The organism is Xanthomonas sp. F10 (genome assembly GCF_014206815.1).
GTDB classification, from domain to species: Bacteria; Pseudomonadota; Gammaproteobacteria; order Xanthomonadales; family Xanthomonadaceae; genus Xanthomonas_A; species Xanthomonas_A indica.
Genome location: NZ_JACHNP010000004.1, coordinates 272,031 through 290,628 on the forward strand (window position 1 = coordinate 272,031; position 18,598 = coordinate 290,628).

Genomic DNA, 18,598 nt, shown 5'->3' on the forward strand with positions numbered 1-18,598 from the left:
CGCCCAGTTAGCGCGGGAGTCGCTTTTTGTGGGAGGGACTTCAGTCCCGACGCGATAGCCGTCGAACGCCTCTCCAACCATCGACCCAGGCAACGCGCGCGCCCTCGCGGCACACAGCACGACAGCCCGCGCCACCGGCTCGATCGCTGAACGCAGCGGCACGCCTCGGCAGACGTCGTAGACAAATGCCGGACGCTTGCGCGCCGCATCTCGTGCGTCGCACAGGCCGCAGGCCGCACCGGACGCAGCTTCGGCGCATTCGCGACACCCGCGACGCCGCACCGATGCGCCGGGCACGACGCCAGGCTTGGGCCATAATCGTGGCGACCCACTCCAGGTATGCCGCACCCGATGAAGATTCCTCCGAGCCTGCAGCCGTTGATCGACGATGGCGTCATCGACGGCGTGCTGCGCCCGCTCAAGAGCGGCAAGGAGGCCGCGGTCTACGTGGTCCAGGCCGGCGACGACGTGCTCTGCGCCAAGGTCTACAAGGACATGGCGCAGCGCAGCTTCCAGGCGCGCGTGCAGTACCAGGAAGGGCGCAAGGTGCGCGGCAGCCGCCAGGCGCGGGCGATCGGCAAGGCCAGCAAGTTCGGCCGCCGCGAGCAGGAGGCCGCGTGGAAGGACACCGAGGCCAACACCCTGTACCAGCTGGTGGATGCCGGCGTGCATGTGCCGCAGCCGCGCGGCTATTTCCACGGCGTGCTGCTGATGGACCTGGTCACCGATGCCCACGGGCAGAGCGCGCCGCGGCTGAGCGAAGTGGAACTGGAACCGGCGCAGGCGCAGGCTTTCCACGCGCAGCTGGTCGGGGACGTGGTCAAGATGCTGTGCCTGGGCCTGGTCCACGGCGACCTGTCCGAATACAACGTGCTGGTCGGCGCCGACGGCCCGGTGGTGATCGATTTCCCGCAGGTGGTCAGCGCCGCCGGCAACAACGCCGCCCGCACCATGCTGCTGCGCGACGTGCACAACCTGCGCGATTGCCTGGGGCGCTTCGCCCCCGAGCTCAACGCCACCCATTACGGCGAGGAGATGTGGGCGCTGTACGAGAAGGGCACGCTGCGCCCGGACAGCGCGCTCACCGGCCGCTTTGCCTTCGATACCCGCCGTGCCGACGTGCGCGCGGTGCGCGCCTCGATCGAGGACGCGCGGCAGGAGGCCATCATCCGCCAGCAGGGCCGCGAGGCCGCCGCGCAGGACGACTAGCGCGGTTCTCCCGCTCCGAGCACGCCGCGCGGCGCGAACCCTGTGGTCGCGCACGCGCATGTTGCGCTGCAATGCGGCGCAGCCACGTGCGCGACACCGGCCGCCGTGCGCCGCACGCCACGCGAAGCCTTGCCACACCTGCATTGCGCACGCCTCCGCGCCGCTGCAGGCGGCCCTCTGCCACTGGCCCGCCAGGCGCCGTGATGCGCGTACCAGTTCGATTATTTGCGGAAATGGTTATAAGAAATAACAATCTGGTCGACGCCGCTTGCGCAGCCGCCCGGGAGGGCCACCCATGTATTTCGATCCAGACGTCATCCGTTTCTTCGCCCTGGCGCAGCAGTCCGGGCAGCCGCCGATGGAGGAACTGCCCTTACCCGAGGCGCGGGCGATGATGCGCGGCGTCGCCGCGCAGTTCGGGTTCCCGCGCGCGGAGATGGCCGAGGTCCGCGACCTGCAGGTGCCGGGTCCGGCCGCGCCGATTCCGCTGCGCCTGTACCGCCCGCACGGCCTCGACGCCGGCCCGGCGCCGACCTGCCTCTATGCGCATGGCGGCGGCGGTGTGGTCGGCGATCTCGACTCGCACGACGACGTGTGCCGGCAACTTGCCGCGCGTGCCGGCTGCCAGGTGCTGGCGGTGGGCTACCGGCTGGCGCCCGAGCATCCGGCGCCGGCCGGCATCGAGGACGTGATCGCGGTGGTGCACTGGGTGGCCGCGCATCCGGGCGAGGTCGGCGCCGATCCGCAGCGCCTGGCCATCGCCGGCGACAGCATGGGCGGCGCCCTGGCGGCCAGCGCCGCGCTGGCCGCGCGCGATGCCGGCATCGCCCTGCGCTGCCAGATCCTGATCTATCCGCTGACCAACCTGCATGCGGGCAATCCCTTCCCCTCGCGCGTGCACAACGCCGGCATCCCGCCGCTGACCGAAGCGGCGATGCGCTATTTCGACCGTCAGTACCTGCCCGACCCGTCGCTTGGGTCGGACTGGCGCATCTCGCCGGTGGTGGCGCCGGACGTGGCCGGCGTCGCCCCGGCGCTGGTGGTGCTCGCCGACCGCGACGCGCTGCACGACGAAGGCCTGCACTACGCGCAGCGACTGCGCGAGGCCGGCGTGGAAACCCTGGTGCGCGTCCACCCCGGCATGATCCACGGCTTCATCAACATGGGCAGCGTGCTGCGCGTGGCGGGCGAAACCCTGGACCTGGCCGCGCTGCTGCTGCGCCAGCGGCTGCTGCCGGTGGCCGCATAGGACTGAGTCCCACCGCAGCGCGTACCACCTCCCGGCAATCGCCGCCGGTGCTGGCATGCGCTGCCTCATCTGGAACCATGCGTCCGTCGCGTCCGTAGGAGCGGCTTCAGCCGCGACGGGGCATTGCCGACACGCCCAGGTCGCGGCTGAAGCCGCTCCTACGTGGGCTGGCAACTGGGTGACATCTGCAGCCCGCAGTGCGGATGCCGCTGATTTGCACGGTGACGCGCGGCCGGTCTGCCGCGCCGCACTCAGCGCGGAGTGATGCCCAGCAGTTGCCGGAGCGCCTCGTCCAGCTCGCGCTGATCGCCGCTGCCCGCCGGCAGCGGCGGTGCGCTGGCCTCCATCCGCTGCAGCTCCGCGTCCAGGAAATCGCTGATCGCCAGAATCCGCGGGCCGTCTTCGACCTCGGCCGATGCGCGTTTCTTGGCCAGCAAGGCATCGATGGCCTCGCGCAGGGCGCCGGAACGTACCAGCGCATCCAGCAGCGACGCGAACGCCATCGGCGGCATGCCGTGCCCGCGTTCGATCCATTGGCAGGCCAGCACCGGCCGCAATACGTACAGATACTTCTTGGTGCGGATGCGCTCGCCGCGCAGATAACCGCGGTAGTTGCCCTTGGCCATGCTGAAGTAATGCCACCACGTGGCCAGCGGCGAATAGAAGCGCTCGGCCATCTCCCGCAGCGTCGCCACGGCCGCGGCGTCCTGCCGATACACCACCGGCGACTGCAGCCACTCCAGCAGGGTCGGGTTGGACTTGGACACCAAGCGCAAGGCCTTGCGCAGATCCCAACCGCTGACGTCCAGATCGCTGTCGATCGGCAGCTCGATCACGTCGCGCTGCGGTTCGCCCGGACCGGTCCGTTCGTTGACGGTGAGGTACCAGTCCGGTCGATGCATATAGACGAAGCGGGCGTCGTAGTCGCTGTCGGGCGAGGAAAATCCCCAGCCGCGGCTGCCGGATTCGCAGGCCAGCAGGATGCGAACGTCGTGGCGCTGCTCGATATCCTGCAGTGCGGCCAGCACGGCGGCGCGCTTGTCGGGGGCGATCGGGTGGATCGCCATGTCGGGCGAGGCGGACTGGGCGGGCGCCGCGACGTCGATCGAAGGCTCCATCACGCCACCCGGCTGCGGCGCGCCCGTTCCAGATGCACCAGCAGCAGCGAGATCGCCGCCGGGGTCATGCCGGGGATGCGCTGCGCCTGGCCCACGGTCTGCGGGCGCACGCGCTCGAGCTTCTGCTGCACTTCGGCCGACAGCCCGCGCACCTGCGCGTAGTCGAACGCGGCCGGGATCGGGGTGTCCTCGTGACGCTGCTGGCGCGCGATCTCCTCGCGCTGGCGGTCCAGGTAGCCGGCGTACTTGATGCCGATCTCCACCTGCTCGGCCACCTGCGCGTCGGCCACGCCGGGACCCAGCGACGGCACCCGCATCAGTGCGGCGTAGTCCAGCTCCGGGCGCTTGATCAGGTCCAGCACGGTGGTCTCGCGGCTCACCGCCACGCCCAGCGTGGCCGCGACCTCGCGGCCCAGCGCGTTGCCCGGGGTGGCCCACAGCGCGCGCAGGCGCTCGTTCTCGCGTGCCACCGCCTCCTGCTTGGCCTGGAACCGCGCCCAGCGCGTTTCCTCGACGATGCCCAGGTCGTGGCCGATGCCGGTCAGGCGCGCATCGGCGTTGTCCTCGCGCAGCTGCAGCCGGTACTCGGCGCGGCTGGTGAACATGCGGTACGGCTCGCTGGTGCCGTGGGTGATCAGGTCGTCGATCAGCACGCCGATGTAGGCCTGGTCGCGGCGCGGCGACCAGGGTTCCAGCCCGCGCACCTGGCGTGCGGCGTTGAGCCCGGCGATTAGGCCCTGCGCGGCCGCTTCCTCGTAGCCGGTGGTGCCGTTGATCTGCCCGGCGAAGAACAGCCCGGGCATGGCCTTGGTCTCCAGCGAGGCCTTGAGCCCGCGCGGGTCGAAGAAGTCGTACTCGATGGCGTAGCCGGGGCGGGTGATGTGGGCGCGCTCGAAGCCGCGGATCGAGCGCACCAGCTCCAGCTGCACGTCGAACGGCAGCGAGGTGGAGATGCCGTTGGGGTAGATCTCGACCACGTCCAGGCCTTCCGGCTCGACGAAGATCTGGTGGCTGGCCTTCTCGGCGAAGCGCACCACCTTGTCCTCGATCGAGGGGCAGTAGCGCGGGCCGATGCCTTCGATCTGCCCGGTGTACAGCGGCGAGCGGTCCAGCGCGCCGCGGATGATGGCGTGGGTGCGCTCGGTGGTGTGGGTGATCCAGCACGAGACCTGGCGCGGATGCTGGGCGACCTCGCCCAGGAACGACATCACCGGCAGCGGATCGTCGCCGGGCTGTTCCTCCATCGCCGCGTAGTCCAGGCTGCGCCCGTCGATGCGTGGCGGGGTGCCGGTCTTGAGCCGATCCACGCCGAAGCGGCCGTCGCGCAGCGCCTGCGCCAGCGCGGTGGCCGGTGGATCGCCGGCGCGGCCACCGGCGTACTGCGTCTGGCCGAGATGGATCTTGCCGGCCAGGAAGGTGCCGGCGGTCAGTACTACCGCCGCGGCCTCGAAGCGCAGCCCGGTCTGGGTCAGCACGCCGCGCACGCGCTCGCCGTCCATGACCAGGTCGTCCACCGCGGCCTGGAACAGGGCCAGGTTCGGCTGTGCCTCGACCAGGCGCCGGATCGCGCTGCGGTACAGGCTGCGGTCGGCCTGGCAACGGGTCGCGCGCACCGCCGGCCCCTTGGACGCGTTGAGGGTGCGCCACTGGATGCCGGCCAGGTCCGCGGCCTGTGCCATCGCCCCGCCCAGCGCGTCGATCTCCTTGACCAGGTGGCCCTTGCCGATGCCGCCGATGGCCGGGTTGCAGCTCATCGCCCCCACCGTCTCCACGTTGTGGGTCAGTAGCAGGGTGCGCGCGCCGGCACGCGCGGACGCCAGCGCCGCCTCGGTGCCGGCATGGCCGCCGCCGATCACGATCACGTCATAGCGGTAGAAGGAGTCGCTCATCGGGGTCTCGCGGCCGGCCCGTGAGCCGGCGGAAGGGGGCCGCAGGCGGGAGCGCCCTCGGCGGGAACAAGAATTTTAGCGGTTGCATCACAAATTGCAGATCTGGGCCTCAAGTTGGCACGCAATCTGCAGATATTCCCACTGCACCCAACGTGGCAATGCGTCAGGGGCGTATGACTGGAATTGGAACAGGGGCCAGTCACGCGCACGTTGGGGGAGCTGGGGGCCGGTAGTCGGGGGACTACCGGCCCTTTTTTATGCCCGTTTTTCGCCCGGCGCCGGCGCCGGGCCAGCAACGGCAAGGCCCCAACGCGAAAAGCCCCGGCGGACCGGGGCTTTTCGTTGTGAGGCGCCGACGCCCGACAGGGCCGGAACAGGGGGGATCCAGATTTCCCTGTCGGACATCGACATAGACGGTGGGGTCACCCCTTCGGGTCATAAAGCGACGCAGTCGGTCACCCCGTAGGACGTAGAGTGCGTGTTGGGGCTGGCGAACGCAAGCCCTTTCTCAGGGCTCGAGTGTGCGACGTGTCCCATTGCTGCGCCCCATATTGCCGGGGCGTGGGGCAGGCGGGCGTTGCATCCCCTCGGGACGCTGCATCGCCGGCCGGGCCGGCTGCATCGACTGCGGCCGCGGCGACGAATTGAGCGCGTCCGGACGCCGCAGGCGGTTCAGGTCGCGCCAGGGCGTCGGCGTCCGGCCGCCCACGCTGGGCGGCGGCGGGCGCGAACCGCCGTCGTCCGGCCGCGGACGCGGCGGCGGGCGGTGGCGCGGGCCGTCGTAACCGCGATAGTAGTAATACGGCACGCCGTAGCCGTAGTAGCCGTAGTACGCGGGGCCGTAACCGTAGTAGGGCACCGCGCCGTAAGGCGAGTAGTACTCGGAATAGCCGGCGGGGTAGCGGTACTCGACCGAGGGCGCGCCACGGTAGTAGCCACCGTCGCCGCCTCCGGCGTAATCGTAGGTGGCGCAGCCGCCCAGTGCGGCCAGCAGTCCAGCGGCGCAGATCAGGCGCAGTTTCATGGCGTTTGCCCTCCAGCAGGCTGGCTGACAGGTTCGGTCCGTTGCATTGAATCCCCCCTTAACTTCCCGCGCCGCACTTGAACGCTTAAGTCGCGCGCAACGGCGGCGAGCCGGCGCGGCTGGCGGGCGCTGCACGTTGGCGACGATACGCTACCCTTTCGCGCATGGTCTCACGTTTTCTGCCCGAGTTCGGCGACGTCCTGGCGGCCGCCGCACGCATTGCCGCGCACGCGCGGCCGACCCCGGTGCTGCGTTCGCAGGCGCTGGATGCCGCCAGCGGCGCGCAGCTGTACTTCAAGGCCGAACACCTGCAGCGCGGCGGCGCGTTCAAGTTCCGCGGCGCCTGCAACGCAGTGTGGGCGCTGGATCCGGCACAAGCGGCCTGCGGGGTGGTCACCCACTCCTCGGGCAACCACGGCGCGGCGCTGGCCCTGGCCGCGCGTACCCGTGGCATCGGCTGCCATGTGGTGGTGCCGGAAGGCGCGGTCGCCGCCAAGCTCGCCAACATCGCCCGCCACGGCGCCACCCTTTGGCGCTGCGCGCCGAGCATCGCCGCCCGCGAGGCGCTGTGCGCCCAGGTGCAGCGCGACACCGGCGCGACCCTGGTGCATCCCTACGCCGATCCGGCGGTGATCGCCGGGCAGGGCACCGCCGCGCTGGAGCTGCTGGACGCCAGCGGCGGGCTGGACCTGCTGGTGGTGCCGGTCGGCGGCGGTGGCCTGGCCGCGGGCAGCCGCCTGGCCCTGTCGGCGCTGGCGCCGCAGGCGCAGCTGCTGCTGGCCGAGCCGGCCGGTGCCGCCGATACCGCGCGCTCGCTGGCCGCCGGCGAGCGCCGCGTGGACATGGTCCCGGACACGATCTGCGACGGCCTGCGCGGCAGCCTCGGCGAACCCAACTTCGCCCTGCTGCACGGCCATGCCGAGGTGCTGGTGGTGGACGACGCGGCGACCGTGGCGGCGATGCGGCTGCTGTGGCAGGTGCTCAAGCAGGTGGTGGAGCCGTCCTCGGCGATCGCCCTGGCGGCGGTGCTGGCGCAGCCGGCGCGCTTCGCCGGGCGCCGGGTGGGAGTGATCCTGTCCGGCGGCAACGTCGACCTGGACGCCTTGCCGTGGGGCGCGGCATGAGCGCGCGGGGCGGGTTCCGCTGGCTGCGCTGGCTGCTGCGCCTGGCGGCGCTGGTGGGGCTGTGGCTGCTCGGCGTGGCGATCTACATCGTCTGGGTCGGCGACCGCGACCAGGCGGCGCCGGCCGACGCGATCATCGTGCTCGGCGCGGCGGCCTACGACGCCAAGCCCTCGCCGGTGTTCGAGGAGCGCATCCGCCACGGCCTGGACCTGTACCAGCGCGGCTACGCGCCGACTCTGATCTTCACCGGCGGCTTCGGCAACGGCGCGCGCTTCGCCGAGTCGCAGGTGGCAAGGCGCTACGCGCTGCGCCACGACGTGCCGGCCGATGCGATCCTGATCGAGACGGTGTCGCGCACCACGCGGCAGAACCTGATCGAGGCGCGCCGGCTGATGCGCGAACACGGCCTGCACCGGGCCATCGTGGTCAGCGATCCGCTGCACATGGCGCGGGCGCTGCGGCTGTGCCAGGAACTGCAGATCGACGCGCTGGCCTCGTCGACGCCGAGCAGCCGCTTCCGCAGCTTCCAGACCCGCTGGCGCTTCCTGCTGCAGGAGCTGTACTTCTTCCATCGCGACCTGCTGGAGCGGGGCGTCGAGCACGGCGGCGAGACCGTATGATGGGCCTTTCCACGGCCGGAGGGCGGCAGCCATGAGCAACCACGGAGTTCCTGTGCAGGACCAGTCCATCGCCCTGGTCCAGGCCTATTACGCCGCGTTCAACCGCGGCGACTGGGACGGCATGCTGGGCATGCTCAGCGACGACGTCGCCCACGATCTCAACCAGGGCCCGCGCGAGACCGGCAAGGACGTGTTCGCCGCGTTTTTGCAGCGCATGAACGCCAGCTACCGCGAGCAGTTGCACGACATCGTGGTGCTGGCCGCGCAGGACGGCCGCCGCGCCGCCGCCGAGTACGTGGTGCATGGCGAATACCACCACACCGACACCGGCCTGCCGGAGGCGCGCGGCCAGCGCTACGTGCTGCCGGGCGGAGCGTTCTTCGATATCCGCGACGGCAAGATCGCCCGCGTCAGCAACTACTACAACCTCGAAGACTGGATCGCGCAGGTCTCCGCCTGAGCCGCGCGCCGGCCTGAGGCCGGCGCGTTCGCGCTGTCGCAAAACTGTCCGCCGGCCGTCATCCGCGGCCGCAGGCGCCACGGCTATGGTCGCCGCGCCGACCAGAGGACCGCCGATGCGCGCGCTGCTTCGTTCCCCGGCCGTCGCGGTGGCGCTGCTGGCCTGCACGCTCGCGCTGGCCCTGCTGGGCGCCCGCGGGATCTGGGACGCCGACGAAGGCCGTTACACCAATGTCGCGCTGAACATGCTGCACAGCGGCGACTGGCTCACGCCCCGGCGCAGCGAGGACGTGGCGCACTGGACCAAGCCGCCGCTGACCTACTGGGCGATCGCCGCCAGCGTCGCCGCCTTCGGGCCGTCGCCGTGGGCGGCGCGCTTGCCGTCGGCGCTGGCTTACCTGCTGTGCGTGCTGCTGGTCTGGCGCCTGGCCGCGCGACTGTTTCCCGAGCGGCCCACGCTGCCGGCGCAGGCGGCACTGCTCTACGCCACCATGCTGGCGCCGTTCGGCGCGGCGCAATGGATTTCCACCGACTTCCTGCTCGCCGCCTGCGAGACCCTGGCGGTGTGGGCCTTCGTCGAAGCGCGTGCGCACCCGCCCGGGCAGGGCAAGCGCTGGATCGCGGCGATGTGGGCCGGCTTCGCCCTGGCGTTCATGACCAAGGGGCCGCCGGGCCTGCTGCCGTTGCCGGCCCTGCTGCTGTTCAACGCGGTGACGCCGGGGCCGCCGCGGCGCGCGCTGCAACTTTCCGGCATCGCGCTGTTCACGGTGCTGGCGCTGCCCTGGTACCTGGCGGTGATCCATGGCCATCCCGGCTTGCTGCAGTACTTCGTCGGCGACGAGGTGGTCAAGCGCGTGGCCAGCGATGCGTTCGGGCGCAACGCGCAGTGGTATGGCTGGGCGGTGGCGTATGCGCCGATCCTGGTCCTGGGCACGCTGCCGTGGACGTCGGCGCTGGCGCGCTGGGCCTGGCAGCTGCCGCGGCAGTTGCGACAATGGTGGCGCACACCGGCGCTGCGCCTGCAGCAGGCCGCGCCGCTACTGCTGACCCTGTGGCTGCTGCTGCCGCTGCTGGTGCTATGCCTGTCGCGCTCGCGGCTGCCGCTGTACGTGCTGCCGCTGTTCGTGCCGCTGGCGTTGCTGGCGGCGTGGCAGCGTGCGCAGGAGGGGCGCGCGCCGTGGCGCTGGCCGTGGCTGCTGGGCTGGTGCGGGCTGTTGCTGGCGCTCGAACTGGCGCTGGCGCTGCTGCCCACACACAAGGATGCCGGCGCCTGGGCGCAGGCGATCGCCCAGCGTGCCGGCACGCCGGTGCGCGAGGTGGTGTTCGTCGAGGACATGGCACGCTACGGCCTGCGCCTGGAACTGGGCGCGCAGGTGCGCAAGATCCGCCTGGATCCGCTGCCCGACGCGCCGCGCTTCGGTCCCGAGTACGACGCCGACCTGTCCACGGTCTTGCGGCAGCCGCGCACCGGCCGCGTGTGGGTGTGCAAGGACGTGGCCTGGCCGCAGGTGGCCGCGCGCATCGCCGCGCAGGGCGCACAGGCGCAGGCGCTGGGTCCGCCCTACCGGGGCCGGGTGCTGTTCCGGGTGCTGCCCGGCTCAGTCGCCGCGGCGGCGGATCGGGATCGCTGACAGCGGCACCGCAGCGATCTCGCCGCCGCCTTCGCGGATCGGCGCGCCCGGCGGTGGCGCCCAGGCGTGCGCGTAGATCACTTCCCAGGTGCTGGGCAGGGTGCCGTCGGCACCGCGCAGCGGCTCGTAGGCGGCGGTGGCGGCGGCGAACCGGCCGCGGCCGGTGAGGGTGTGGCGGCGCGCCTGCAGCGCGTTGGTGGCCCCGATCGCGCGCAGTTCGCGCATCAGCGCGGCGAGGTCCGGATAGGTCAGGTTGAACACGTCGCGGTCCAGCACCGGATCGCGGAAGCCGGACAGCATCAACGCATCGCCGAACTGCGCGATCGGCGCGAAGCGGCTCACGTGCGGCGTGGTCTGGTCGGCCTGGGCGAAGGCCTCGCGCAGCTCGATCAGCGTGTCCGGGCCGAAGCTGGAGCACAGCAACAGGCCGCCGGGGCGCAGCACGCGGCGGAACCCGGCGAACACCGCCGGCAGGTCCTCGACCCACTGCAGGCACAGATTGCTGAAGATCACATCGACGCTGTGCTCGGCCAGCGGCAGCGCGCGCGCGTCGGCGCAGACCCGCCCGAACGGCTTCCACCAGCCGGCCTGGCGCTTGGCCTGCTGCAGCATCGGCAGGGCCTGGTCGAGCGCGATCACCTGCGCGCGCGGCCAGCGCTTCTTCATCGCCGCGGCGGCATGCGCCGGACCGCTGCCCACGTCCAGCACCACCTGCGGCACGCGGTCGCCGAGGTAGTCCAGCGATTCCAGCAAGCGCCCCTGCACCTCGCGCTGCAGCGCCGCGGCGGCGTCGTAACTGGCGGCGGCACGCGCGAACGCGCGGCGGATGTGCTGGGAGTCGAACGCGGAAGGATCCATCCGCGCATTATCGCCGCCTGCGTCGCGCTGCGGCCAGCGGTGGCGCGGATCACCGCGTTGCGCACTTCGCGCTGATCAAGCGGCGCGATCGCCGCTATGTACTCCCAATCCCGAATCCAGCCGGTTCCTTATTGCCGCCTTTCCCTCGCGGCCAGCGTGGCCTGCAGATCATCATGTTCAGCGCCTCGCCCGACCAAGCGGAGCGCCCGCGGCTGTGCATCCCGACTCCCCAATCCCCAATCCCGGCTCCTCAGAACGTCCCCGGATAGCTCCCGCCATCCAGCAACAGGTTCTGCCCGCTCAGGTAGCCGGCCTGCGCGCTGCACAGGAAGGCGCAGGCCGCGCCGAACTCCTCCGCAGTGCCGAAGCGCCCGGCCGGAATCTGCCGGCGCTTGCGTTCGGCCAGGTCGGCGGGATCGACACCCTCGCGCTGCGCGGCGTGGGCGATGTTGCCGCGCAGGCGGTCGGTGTCGAACTGCCCGGGCAGCAGGTTGTTGATGGTGACGTTGTGCGCCACCGTGCGCCGCGCCAGCCCCGCGACGAAGCCGGTGAGGCCGGCGCGCGCGCCGTTGGACAGGCCCAGGCTGTCGATCGGCGCCTTCACCGCGGCCGAGGTGATGTTGACGATGCGGCCGAAGCCGCGCGCCTGCATCGCATCGACGGTGGCGCGGATCAGCGCGATCGGCGCCAGCATGTTGGCGTCGAGCGCGCGCAGCCAGTCCTCGCGTTCCCAGTCGCGGAAATCGCCCGGCGGCGGCCCACCGGCATTGTTGATCAGGATGTCGACCTGCGGGCAGGCGGCCAGTGCGGCGGCGCGTCCTGCCTCGGTGGCGATGTCCGCGGCCACGGCAACCACCTCGCCACCGCCGTGCAGCGCACGCAGTTGCGCCGCGGCCGCGTCCAGCCCGGCCTGGCCGCGCGCCACGATCACCACATGCACGCCCTCGCGCGCCAGCGCCTGCGCGCAGCCCAGGCCCAGCCCCTTGCTCGCGGCGCACACCAGCGCCCACTTGCCGGCGATTCCCAGGTCCACGCTTGCACTCCGGTTCGAAAGAGACGCGATGATCGGACATCGCCGCGGCGGCGGCCAGCGGAGCGGCGTGAAATAGAGCGTGCCGTACAGGTACAGGCGGGAGCAGCGTTGCGGCGACGCGTTTGGTGCCATGCGTCGCGACTGAAGTCGCTCCCACAGGGGGGGTGAGTTTCCGTCTTCCGAGAGCGTGTGTGTGCCGATGAAAAAGATGATCGGCTGTCATCACTGCAGCGCTGTTGCGCGCCGCACACGTGATCACGCGTAGGAGCGGCTTCAGCCGCGACCCGATGCAGCAGGCGTGTCGCGGCTGAAGCCGCTCCTACGAGACGTGATCGTTGGCGATCTGATGACCACGCCGGCGGGCGCAGGATGTCGGTTGTCCATTGATGCGCGGGCGTGGCGGAAGCCTGTGCCTGCATGGTGCTGCGTGCTGCGATGTGGGAGCGACTTCAGTCGCGACGCGATTGGCCGACCGGCGCGATTGAAGTCGCTCCTACAGCGGAGCTACCTCTCGCTTCCCGCGAGTGGGTGATCCAGGCGGACCACGCGAACGATCGCCGCTGCAACGTGGCCCATGGCGCCGCGCAAGGGACGCGCGTAGGAGCGGCTTCAGCCGCGACCCGATGCAGCAGGCGTGCCGCGGCTGAAGCCGCTCCTACGACAGCATGCCAAAGCGCGGCGGCAGATCGCAGGCTTCCACGGCCGCGGCGCGGCCGGAAGGAAACAGGGCGGCGACACACGGCAGCACGAACCAGGGGCTCGCGGAACGCGCGGCGCGACGCCGCTAGTCCAGCGTCCCCAGGAATGCACGCAGCGCCTCGGCGACGGTGTCGGCATGGCCGAGGAACGGGGCGTGGCCGCCGCCGGCGACGATCAGCGCGCGCGCGTTCGGCGCCAGTGTCGCGGCGGCCTCCATGCCCGTGGGCGGGACCAGGCGGTCGCGCTGGCCGCCGATCCACAGGCTGGGCACGCGCAGGCCGGGCAGGGCGCGGCGCAGGTCGGTGCGTTCCAGCAGGGTCAGGCCGTCCTGCAGCACGTGCGGGTCGGGTGCGCCGCGGGCGTCGAGCGCTTCGCGCAGGGTGCGCAGTTCGGCGCGCGCGTGCGCCGAGCCGAGCGTGTCCAGCGCCAGGAAGCGTTCGAGGGTGCCGCGGTAATCCTCGGCGAGGTCGCGGCCGAACTGTTCGAATACCTGTGGCTCCACGGCGTGCGGCCAGTCACTGCCGCGCACGAAGCGCGGCGTCGCCGCGAGCATCGCCAGCCCGCGCACCTGCGGTTGCGTGGCGGCGGCATGCAGCGCGAACAGCCCGCCCAGCGACCAGCCCAGCCACACCGCCGGTGGCGTGGCCGCGGCGATCGCGCTGACCACATGCGGCAGCGCCAGCGGCGTGTCGTCGCCGCGGCTGTGGCCGTGCCCGGGCAGGTCCACCAGGTGCAGGCGGTACTGCGCCGACAGGCGCTCCACCAGCGGCGCGAAGATGCCGCCGTTCAATGCCCAGCCGTGCAGCAGGACCAGATCGGGGCCCTGCCCCAGGGTGTCGATATGCATCGGTATCCGTCGTTGCGAAGGAACAGGAGAGCGGCGTCGGCCGCCGCGTCAGTGCGCCGCGCGCTGCGCCAGCACCTGCGGCAGCAGCAGGCGCCACTGTCGGCGTGGATAGCCGCGGGTGCACCAGGCCGACCAGCGATGCGCGCCGCGGCGCTGCTGGATCGCCGCGCTCAGCCAGTCGGCGTCGATGCCCTGCCAGGCGCCAGCCGGCGTCAGCAGGTTGGGCGCCAGCCGCGGATGCACGTCGTCGCGCAGCATCCGCCACAGCGTGTCGGTGGCGAGCGGCGAGGCGGCGAGCACGCCGGCGATGTGCGCGTGGTGCGCGTCGACCGCAGTGTCCAGGTACAGCGCCGACAGCGCCTCCCAGACCTTGCGCCGCGCGGCCAGCGCGCCGTCGCTCACGCCGGCAGACCGGGTGGGTGTGCGGTTACGCGATCGCGGGCCAGCGCCAGCGCATCCAGCAGCGCCTGCACCTGCGCCGGCGTGTGCAGCGCCGACAGGGTCACGCGCAGCCGCGACTTGCCTTCCGGCACGGTCGGCGGGCGGATCGCCGAGACCAGATAGCCCGCCTGTTCCAGTGCCGCAGACCATGCCAGCGCGGTGCGCTCCTCGCCGCACAGCAGCGGCTGGATCGGCGTGTCCGAGGCCATCAGGTCGAGGCCATGGCGACGTGCGCCGCCACGGAACAGGACGATCAGTTCGACCAGGCGTTCGCGCCGCCATTGGTCGCGCCGCGCCAGCTTGACCGCGGCCAGCGACGCGGCGGCCTGCGCCGGCGGCAGCGCGGTGGTGTACAGATACGGCCGCGCGGTTTCGGCCAGGTGCCGGATCAGCGTGGCATCGCCGACCACCGCCGCGCCGTAGCCGCCCAGCGCCTTACCCAGGGTCACCAGTTGCAGCGGCACGTCGTCGACACCCAGCCCGGCCTCGGCGACGCTGCCGCGCCCCTGCGGGCCGACCACGCCGACGCCGTGCGCGTCGTCCACGTAGAGCAGCGCCTGTTGCGTGCGCGCCACCAGCGCCAGCGAGCGCAGCGGGGCGACGTCGCCGTCCATGCTGAACACGCCATCGGTGGCCAGCATCGCCGCGCCGTCGGCAGCGTGCTTGAGCTGGCGCATCGCGCCTTCGGCATCCAGGTGCGGATAGCGGCGCAGGCGGCAGCCGGCCAGGCGGCTGGCGTCGAGCAGGCTGGCGTGGTTGAGCCGGTCCTGCACGCACACGTCCTCTTCCTCGCTCAGTAGCGCCTGCTGCACCGCCAGGTTGGCGATGAAGCCGCTGCCGAACAGCAGCGCCTGCGGATAGCCGAGCCAGTCGGCGATCTCGCGTTCCAGCGCCTCGTGCAGCGCGTGGTGGCCGCACACCAGGTGCGAGGCGGTGGCGCCGGCGCCTTCGCGCGCGGCCGCGTCCTGCAGGGCCGCGAGCACTTCGAACTGCTGCGCCAGGCCCAGGTAGTCGTTGCTGCAGAAGCCGGTCAGCCAGCGGCCGTCGACTTCCAGGCGCACGCCGTCGCGGCGGCCGACGCTGCGGCGCATGCGCAGGCGCCCCTGCGCTTCGCGCAGGGCACGCGCGGACTGGATGCGGTCGTGCAGGTCGGGACGGGCCATGGGCGTGGGATGGGCGTCTGGCGGGCTAGCGTAGCGCGTCCCCAGCCGGGCCGGGCGCCGCCGGCGATGGACGGCCGGATCGGCGGACGGACGCGCGACGTCAGACCAGGGCGGCGGCGATCGTCGGCGTGGCGGTGATGTCCGCATGCACGGTGCCGGGATGGTCGTGCGCGTCGGCGTCGACCATCACCTGCATCGGCCGCAGCCCCAGCCGTGCGAACAGCGCCTGGTCGCGTTCGGTGTCCGGGTTGCCGGTGGTCAGCAGTTTCTCGCCGTAGAAGATCGAGTTGGCGCCGGCGCAGAAGCACAGCGCCTGCAGTTCGTCGCTCATGCTCTCGCGCCCGGCCGACAGCCGCACCATCGCCCGCGGCATCGCGATGCGCGCGACCGCGATCGTGCGGACGAATTCGAACGGATCCAGTTCGACCGTGCCGTGCAGCGGCGTGCCGGCGACCTGCACCAGGCGGTTGATCGGCACCGAATCCGGATGCACCGGCAGGTTGGCCAGCGCCTGCAGCAGGCCGGCGCGCTGGTCGCGCGACTCGCCCATGCCGACGATGCCGCCGCAGCAGGTCTTCAGGCCGGCGTCGCGCACGTGGGTCAGCGTGTCCAGGCGGTCCTGGTACTGGCGGGTGTGGATGATCGAGTCGTAGAAATCCGGCGCGGTGTCCAGATTGTGGTTGTAGTAGTCCAGCCCGGCCGCCTTCAGCGCCTGCGCCTGGGTACCGTCGAGCATGCCCAGGGTGGCGCAGGTCTCCAGGCCCAGCGCCTTCACCTCGCGGATCATCTCCGCCACCTTCGGGATGTCGCGGTCCTTGGGCGAGCGCCAGGCCGCGCCCATGCAGAACCGCGAGGCGCCGGCGGCCTTGGCCTGGCGCGCCTTGTCCAGCACCGCCTCGGTGCTCATCAGCTTCTGCGCCTCCACGCCGGTGGCGTAACGCTGCGCCTGCGGGCAGTAGGCGCAGTCTTCCGGGCAACCGCCGGTCTTCACCGACAGCAGCGTGGACACCTGCACCTGCGCCGGATCGAAGTGCTCGCGGTGCACGGCGCCGGCGCGGTGCAGCAACTCCGGGAACGGCAGATCGAACAGGGCGAGCAATTCCTGGCGTTGCCAGTCGTGTCGGACGACAGCGGACATGGGGGTTTCCTGACGGTCAGCGGCTGGGAAAGCGGGCAGTCTGGTGAGCATGCAAAGTCCTGTCAACTTGATGAAAGGTGGTTTGGTTGACGGCGGCTGGCGCTGGCTGCAGCGCCGCCTGCTGCCGGAACGCTGCCTGGTCTGCGCGGAGCCTGGTGTGCCGGGCCTGGACCTGTGTGCGGCCTGTCGCGATGGCGTGCCCTGGAACGCGGCGGCCTGCTGCCGCTGTGCGCTGCCGTTGCCGGCCCTGGATGCCGAGCAGGTCTGCGGCGCGTGCCAGCGTCGGCCGCCGCCGCTGGAGCGGGTCGCCAGCGCCTGCGTGTACGCCGCGCCGGTCGATGGCCTGTTGCGTCGCTTCAAGTTCCACCAGGACCTGGCCGCCGGCCGACTGCTCGCCGCGCTGCTGCAGGCACGCTGCGCGGCCTTGCCGCGGCCGCAGGCGCTGCTGCCAGTGCCGCTGCATCCGGCGCGCTTGCGCCGGCGCGGCTACGACCAGGCGCTGGAACTGGCGAAGCCACTGGCGCGCGCGCTGGACGTGCCGCTGTGCCTGGACCTGCAGCGGGTGCGGGCGACCGCGGCACAATCCGAACTGGACGCCCGCGCGCGCCGGCGCAATCTGCGCGGCGCGTTCGCGGTGCCGACCTCGGCCGCGTTGCCGGCGCATGTGGCCCTGATCGACGACGTGATGACCACCGGCGCGACCCTCCACGCCGCGGCAAAGGCGCTGCGCCGCGCCGGCGTCGAACGGGTCGATGCGTGGGTGGTGGCGCGGGTGCCGTGACGCTGGACCCGCTGCACCTGCGCCGCCTGGTGGACCCGTGCCTGTCGCGTGGCCTGGCGGCCAGGATGCTGCTTCGTGTCGCCGAAGCGGACTGCCGAACCGCGTCGGTGTCAGTCGGCGCGCAGCGCCAGCGCGGCGGCGATGCCGACGAAGATCGCCAGGCCGACCCAGTTGTTGTGCAGGAAGGCGCGGAAGCACGCGGCGCGTTCGCGGTGGCGGGCCATGCGGAACTCCGCGGCGACCAGCAGCGCCGCCACGCCCAGGCCGGCCCAGTACCACATGCCCAGGCCCGCGCGGTGGCCGACGAAGCCGAGGGCGACGAACATCAGCGCGTACAGCACGCCCTGGATGACCAGATCCAGTTCGCCGAACAGGATCGCGGTGGACTTGGAGCCGGCGCGCAGGTCGTCCTCGCGATCGACCATCGCATACCAGGTGTCGTAGGCAGTGGACCAGAGGATGTTGACCGCGTACAGCAGCCAGCCCAGTGCCGGCACCTCGCCGCGCACGGCGGCGAAGGCCATCGGGATGCCCCAGCCGAAGGCCATGCCCAGGTAGACCTGCGGCAGGTAGGTGTAGCGCTTCAGGTAGGGATAGCTGGCGGCCAGCAACAGCCCGACCACGCTCAGGCCGATGGTCAGCGCGTTCATCGTCAGCACCAGCGCGAACGCGACCAGCATCAGCACCGCGAACACCGCCAGCGCCTCGCGGCCGCTGACCGCGCCGGTGGCCAGCGGCCGGCTGCGGGTGCGCTCGACCTGCGGATCCAGCCAGCGGTCGGCGTAGTCGTTGATCACGCAGCCGGCCGAGCGGGTCAGCCACACCCCGGCGGTGAACACGAACAGGGTCCACAGCGGCGGCACCCCATCGGCGGCCAGCCACAGCGCCCACCAGGTCGGCCACAGCAGCAGCAGCGCGCCGATCGGCCGGTCGCCGCGCAGCAGTTTCCAGTACTGGCCCAGGCGCGCGCGCGGCGGCAGCGCGGCAGGCGTTTCGTAGCGTTCGTAAGCCATCGCGCAAGGGTAGCAGCCGCGTGGTGTGGGCGGCGCGTCGCGATGTCGTGGCGGTGGCCTGCGACGCACGGTGACTGCCTGGGGCGCGAGGCGGCGTCGTCGCGTGTGGGTCTGCAGATGCGCTCTAGCGGTCAGTCCGGCCCCAGCCTGCGGGCGTGTCTGAGCGGCGCGTCTTCTACGCCCGGGGGGATCGGCCTCGGCGTCGCCTGTGCGCCGCGCGCGGTTGCCTGGTCAAGCGGGGCGGCCTCGTCAGAACGTCCGCGGGGGGTGCTGTCGCAAGGAGTTGCGGCCGGGGGAGACGC

At 71.9% G+C, this 18,598-nt stretch carries 17 protein-coding genes; 7 read left to right on the top strand and 10 right to left on the bottom strand.

Annotation, left to right across the window (positions count from 1 at the left end; translation table 11 throughout):
* The first annotated feature begins 351 nt into the window (after nucleotides 1–351).
* Together FHR56_RS20145 and FHR56_RS20150 are read left to right on the top strand one after the other, a co-directional pair.
* Nucleotides 352–1,209 carry a PA4780 family RIO1-like protein kinase gene (locus tag FHR56_RS20145; protein ID WP_160946740.1) on the top strand — a complete coding sequence of 286 codons (858 nt, stop codon included), beginning with the start codon at nucleotides 352–354 and terminating at the stop codon, nucleotides 1,207–1,209.
* A 295-nt stretch (nucleotides 1,210–1,504) separates the two neighbouring features.
* Nucleotides 1,505–2,458, top strand: a complete 954-nt coding sequence (locus tag FHR56_RS20150; RefSeq protein WP_160946739.1) for an alpha/beta hydrolase — start codon at nucleotides 1,505–1,507, stop codon at nucleotides 2,456–2,458.
* Between the two features lie 251 nt (nucleotides 2,459–2,709).
* Here FHR56_RS20150 and FHR56_RS20155 read toward each other — a convergent pair whose 3' ends face one another.
* From FHR56_RS20155 to FHR56_RS20165, 3 genes are all read right to left on the bottom strand, one after another.
* On the bottom strand, nucleotides 2,710–3,576 hold the full coding sequence (locus tag FHR56_RS20155; protein ID WP_237473119.1) for a nucleotidyltransferase domain-containing protein: 867 nt from the start codon (nucleotides 3,574–3,576) through the stop codon (nucleotides 2,710–2,712).
* Entirely contained in the window at nucleotides 3,576–5,465 is a 1,890-nt protein-coding gene (gene mnmG / locus FHR56_RS20160) for a tRNA uridine-5-carboxymethylaminomethyl(34) synthesis enzyme MnmG (protein WP_160946738.1), read from the bottom strand. Before mnmG ends, FHR56_RS20155 begins: the two co-directional genes overlap by 1 nt.
* Nucleotides 5,466–5,973: 508 nt before the next feature.
* Nucleotides 5,974–6,489, bottom strand: coding sequence for a hypothetical protein (locus FHR56_RS20165; protein ID WP_160946737.1), 516 nt, complete (start codon nucleotides 6,487–6,489; stop codon nucleotides 5,974–5,976).
* A gap of 164 nt (nucleotides 6,490–6,653) precedes the next feature.
* Here FHR56_RS20165 and FHR56_RS20170 point away from each other — a divergent pair, with 164 nt between their 5' ends.
* From FHR56_RS20170 to FHR56_RS20185, 4 genes are all read left to right on the top strand, one after another.
* Nucleotides 6,654–7,613: a pyridoxal-phosphate dependent enzyme gene (locus FHR56_RS20170; RefSeq protein WP_160946736.1), complete on the top strand. Its 960-nt coding sequence runs from the start codon at nucleotides 6,654–6,656 to the stop codon at nucleotides 7,611–7,613.
* Nucleotides 7,610–8,233 (top strand): YdcF family protein, encoded by a 624-nt coding sequence (locus tag FHR56_RS20175; protein ID WP_160946735.1) that lies wholly within the window; start codon nucleotides 7,610–7,612, stop codon nucleotides 8,231–8,233. The genes FHR56_RS20170 and FHR56_RS20175 overlap by 4 nt, the downstream gene beginning before the upstream one ends.
* A gap of 31 nt (nucleotides 8,234–8,264) precedes the next feature.
* Nucleotides 8,265–8,693 carry a ketosteroid isomerase-related protein gene (locus FHR56_RS20180; RefSeq protein WP_160946734.1) on the top strand — a complete coding sequence of 143 codons (429 nt, stop codon included), beginning with the start codon at nucleotides 8,265–8,267 and terminating at the stop codon, nucleotides 8,691–8,693.
* 115 nt (nucleotides 8,694–8,808) lie between these two features.
* The gene (locus FHR56_RS20185) at nucleotides 8,809–10,323 is read left to right on the top strand and encodes a glycosyltransferase family 39 protein (RefSeq protein ID WP_160946733.1); all 1,515 of its coding nucleotides are present in this window, start codon (nucleotides 8,809–8,811) and stop codon (nucleotides 10,321–10,323) included.
* On the opposite strand, the gene bioC is transcribed toward FHR56_RS20185, so the two are convergent.
* The 6 genes from bioC to bioB all read right to left on the bottom strand — a co-directional run bounded on the left by bioC (nucleotide 10,291) and on the right by bioB (nucleotide 16,502).
* Nucleotides 10,291–11,181, bottom strand: coding sequence for a malonyl-ACP O-methyltransferase BioC (gene bioC, locus FHR56_RS20190; RefSeq protein ID WP_160946732.1), 891 nt, complete (start codon nucleotides 11,179–11,181; stop codon nucleotides 10,291–10,293). The genes FHR56_RS20185 and bioC overlap by 33 nt on opposite strands.
* Nucleotides 11,182–11,431: 250 nt before the next feature.
* Nucleotides 11,432–12,214 (bottom strand): SDR family oxidoreductase, encoded by a 783-nt coding sequence (locus tag FHR56_RS20195; RefSeq protein ID WP_160946731.1) that lies wholly within the window; start codon nucleotides 12,212–12,214, stop codon nucleotides 11,432–11,434.
* Between the two features lie 784 nt (nucleotides 12,215–12,998).
* Nucleotides 12,999–13,760 (bottom strand): pimeloyl-ACP methyl ester esterase BioH, encoded by a 762-nt coding sequence (gene bioH / locus FHR56_RS20200; RefSeq protein ID WP_160946730.1) that lies wholly within the window; start codon nucleotides 13,758–13,760, stop codon nucleotides 12,999–13,001.
* A 48-nt stretch (nucleotides 13,761–13,808) separates the two neighbouring features.
* Nucleotides 13,809–14,162, bottom strand: a complete 354-nt coding sequence (locus FHR56_RS20205; protein ID WP_160946729.1) for a hypothetical protein — start codon at nucleotides 14,160–14,162, stop codon at nucleotides 13,809–13,811.
* Nucleotides 14,159–15,364, bottom strand: coding sequence for an 8-amino-7-oxononanoate synthase (gene bioF / locus FHR56_RS20210; protein ID WP_160946728.1), 1,206 nt, complete (start codon nucleotides 15,362–15,364; stop codon nucleotides 14,159–14,161). The genes FHR56_RS20205 and bioF overlap by 4 nt, the downstream gene beginning before the upstream one ends.
* Nucleotides 15,365–15,464: 100 nt before the next feature.
* Complete coding sequence (gene bioB / locus FHR56_RS20215) at nucleotides 15,465–16,502, bottom strand: biotin synthase BioB (RefSeq protein WP_160946727.1); 1,038 nt, start codon at nucleotides 16,500–16,502, stop codon at nucleotides 15,465–15,467.
* Nucleotides 16,503–16,572: 70 nt separating this feature from the next.
* Here bioB and FHR56_RS20220 point away from each other — a divergent pair, with 70 nt between their 5' ends.
* On the top strand, nucleotides 16,573–17,283 hold the full coding sequence (locus FHR56_RS20220; RefSeq protein ID WP_160946726.1) for a ComF family protein: 711 nt from the start codon (nucleotides 16,573–16,575) through the stop codon (nucleotides 17,281–17,283).
* Between the two features lie 110 nt (nucleotides 17,284–17,393).
* Here FHR56_RS20220 and ubiA read toward each other — a convergent pair whose 3' ends face one another.
* Nucleotides 17,394–18,296 (bottom strand): 4-hydroxybenzoate octaprenyltransferase, encoded by a 903-nt coding sequence (gene ubiA / locus FHR56_RS20225; protein WP_160946725.1) that lies wholly within the window; start codon nucleotides 18,294–18,296, stop codon nucleotides 17,394–17,396.
* Nucleotides 18,297–18,598 lie beyond the last annotated feature (302 nt).

Bases quoted from the DNA above. Each gene is read 5' to 3' on its own strand.
- FHR56_RS20220 (WP_160946726.1), top strand. From the start codon at position 16,573: ATGAAAGGTGGTTTGGTTGACGGCGGCTGGCGCTGGCTGCAGCGCCGC.
- FHR56_RS20145 (WP_160946740.1), top strand. From the start codon at position 352: ATGAAGATTCCTCCGAGCCTGCAGCCGTTGATCGACGATGGCGTCATC.
- FHR56_RS20185 (WP_160946733.1), top strand. From the start codon at position 8,809: ATGCGCGCGCTGCTTCGTTCCCCGGCCGTCGCGGTGGCGCTGCTGGCC.
- bioB (WP_160946727.1), bottom strand. From the start codon at position 16,502: ATGTCCGCTGTCGTCCGACACGACTGGCAACGCCAGGAATTGCTCGCC.
- FHR56_RS20175 (WP_160946735.1), top strand. From the start codon at position 7,610: ATGAGCGCGCGGGGCGGGTTCCGCTGGCTGCGCTGGCTGCTGCGCCTG.
- FHR56_RS20180 (WP_160946734.1), top strand. From the start codon at position 8,265: ATGAGCAACCACGGAGTTCCTGTGCAGGACCAGTCCATCGCCCTGGTC.
- FHR56_RS20170 (WP_160946736.1), top strand. From the start codon at position 6,654: ATGGTCTCACGTTTTCTGCCCGAGTTCGGCGACGTCCTGGCGGCCGCC.
- FHR56_RS20165 (WP_160946737.1), bottom strand. From the start codon at position 6,489: ATGAAACTGCGCCTGATCTGCGCCGCTGGACTGCTGGCCGCACTGGGC.
- bioH (WP_160946730.1), bottom strand. From the start codon at position 13,760: ATGCATATCGACACCCTGGGGCAGGGCCCCGATCTGGTCCTGCTGCAC.
- FHR56_RS20155 (WP_237473119.1), bottom strand. From the start codon at position 3,576: ATGGAGCCTTCGATCGACGTCGCGGCGCCCGCCCAGTCCGCCTCGCCC.
- bioF (WP_160946728.1), bottom strand. From the start codon at position 15,364: ATGGCCCGTCCCGACCTGCACGACCGCATCCAGTCCGCGCGTGCCCTG.
- mnmG (WP_160946738.1), bottom strand. From the start codon at position 5,465: ATGAGCGACTCCTTCTACCGCTATGACGTGATCGTGATCGGCGGCGGC.
- bioC (WP_160946732.1), bottom strand. From the start codon at position 11,181: ATGGATCCTTCCGCGTTCGACTCCCAGCACATCCGCCGCGCGTTCGCG.
- ubiA (WP_160946725.1), bottom strand. From the start codon at position 18,296: ATGGCTTACGAACGCTACGAAACGCCTGCCGCGCTGCCGCCGCGCGCG.
- FHR56_RS20150 (WP_160946739.1), top strand. From the start codon at position 1,505: ATGTATTTCGATCCAGACGTCATCCGTTTCTTCGCCCTGGCGCAGCAG.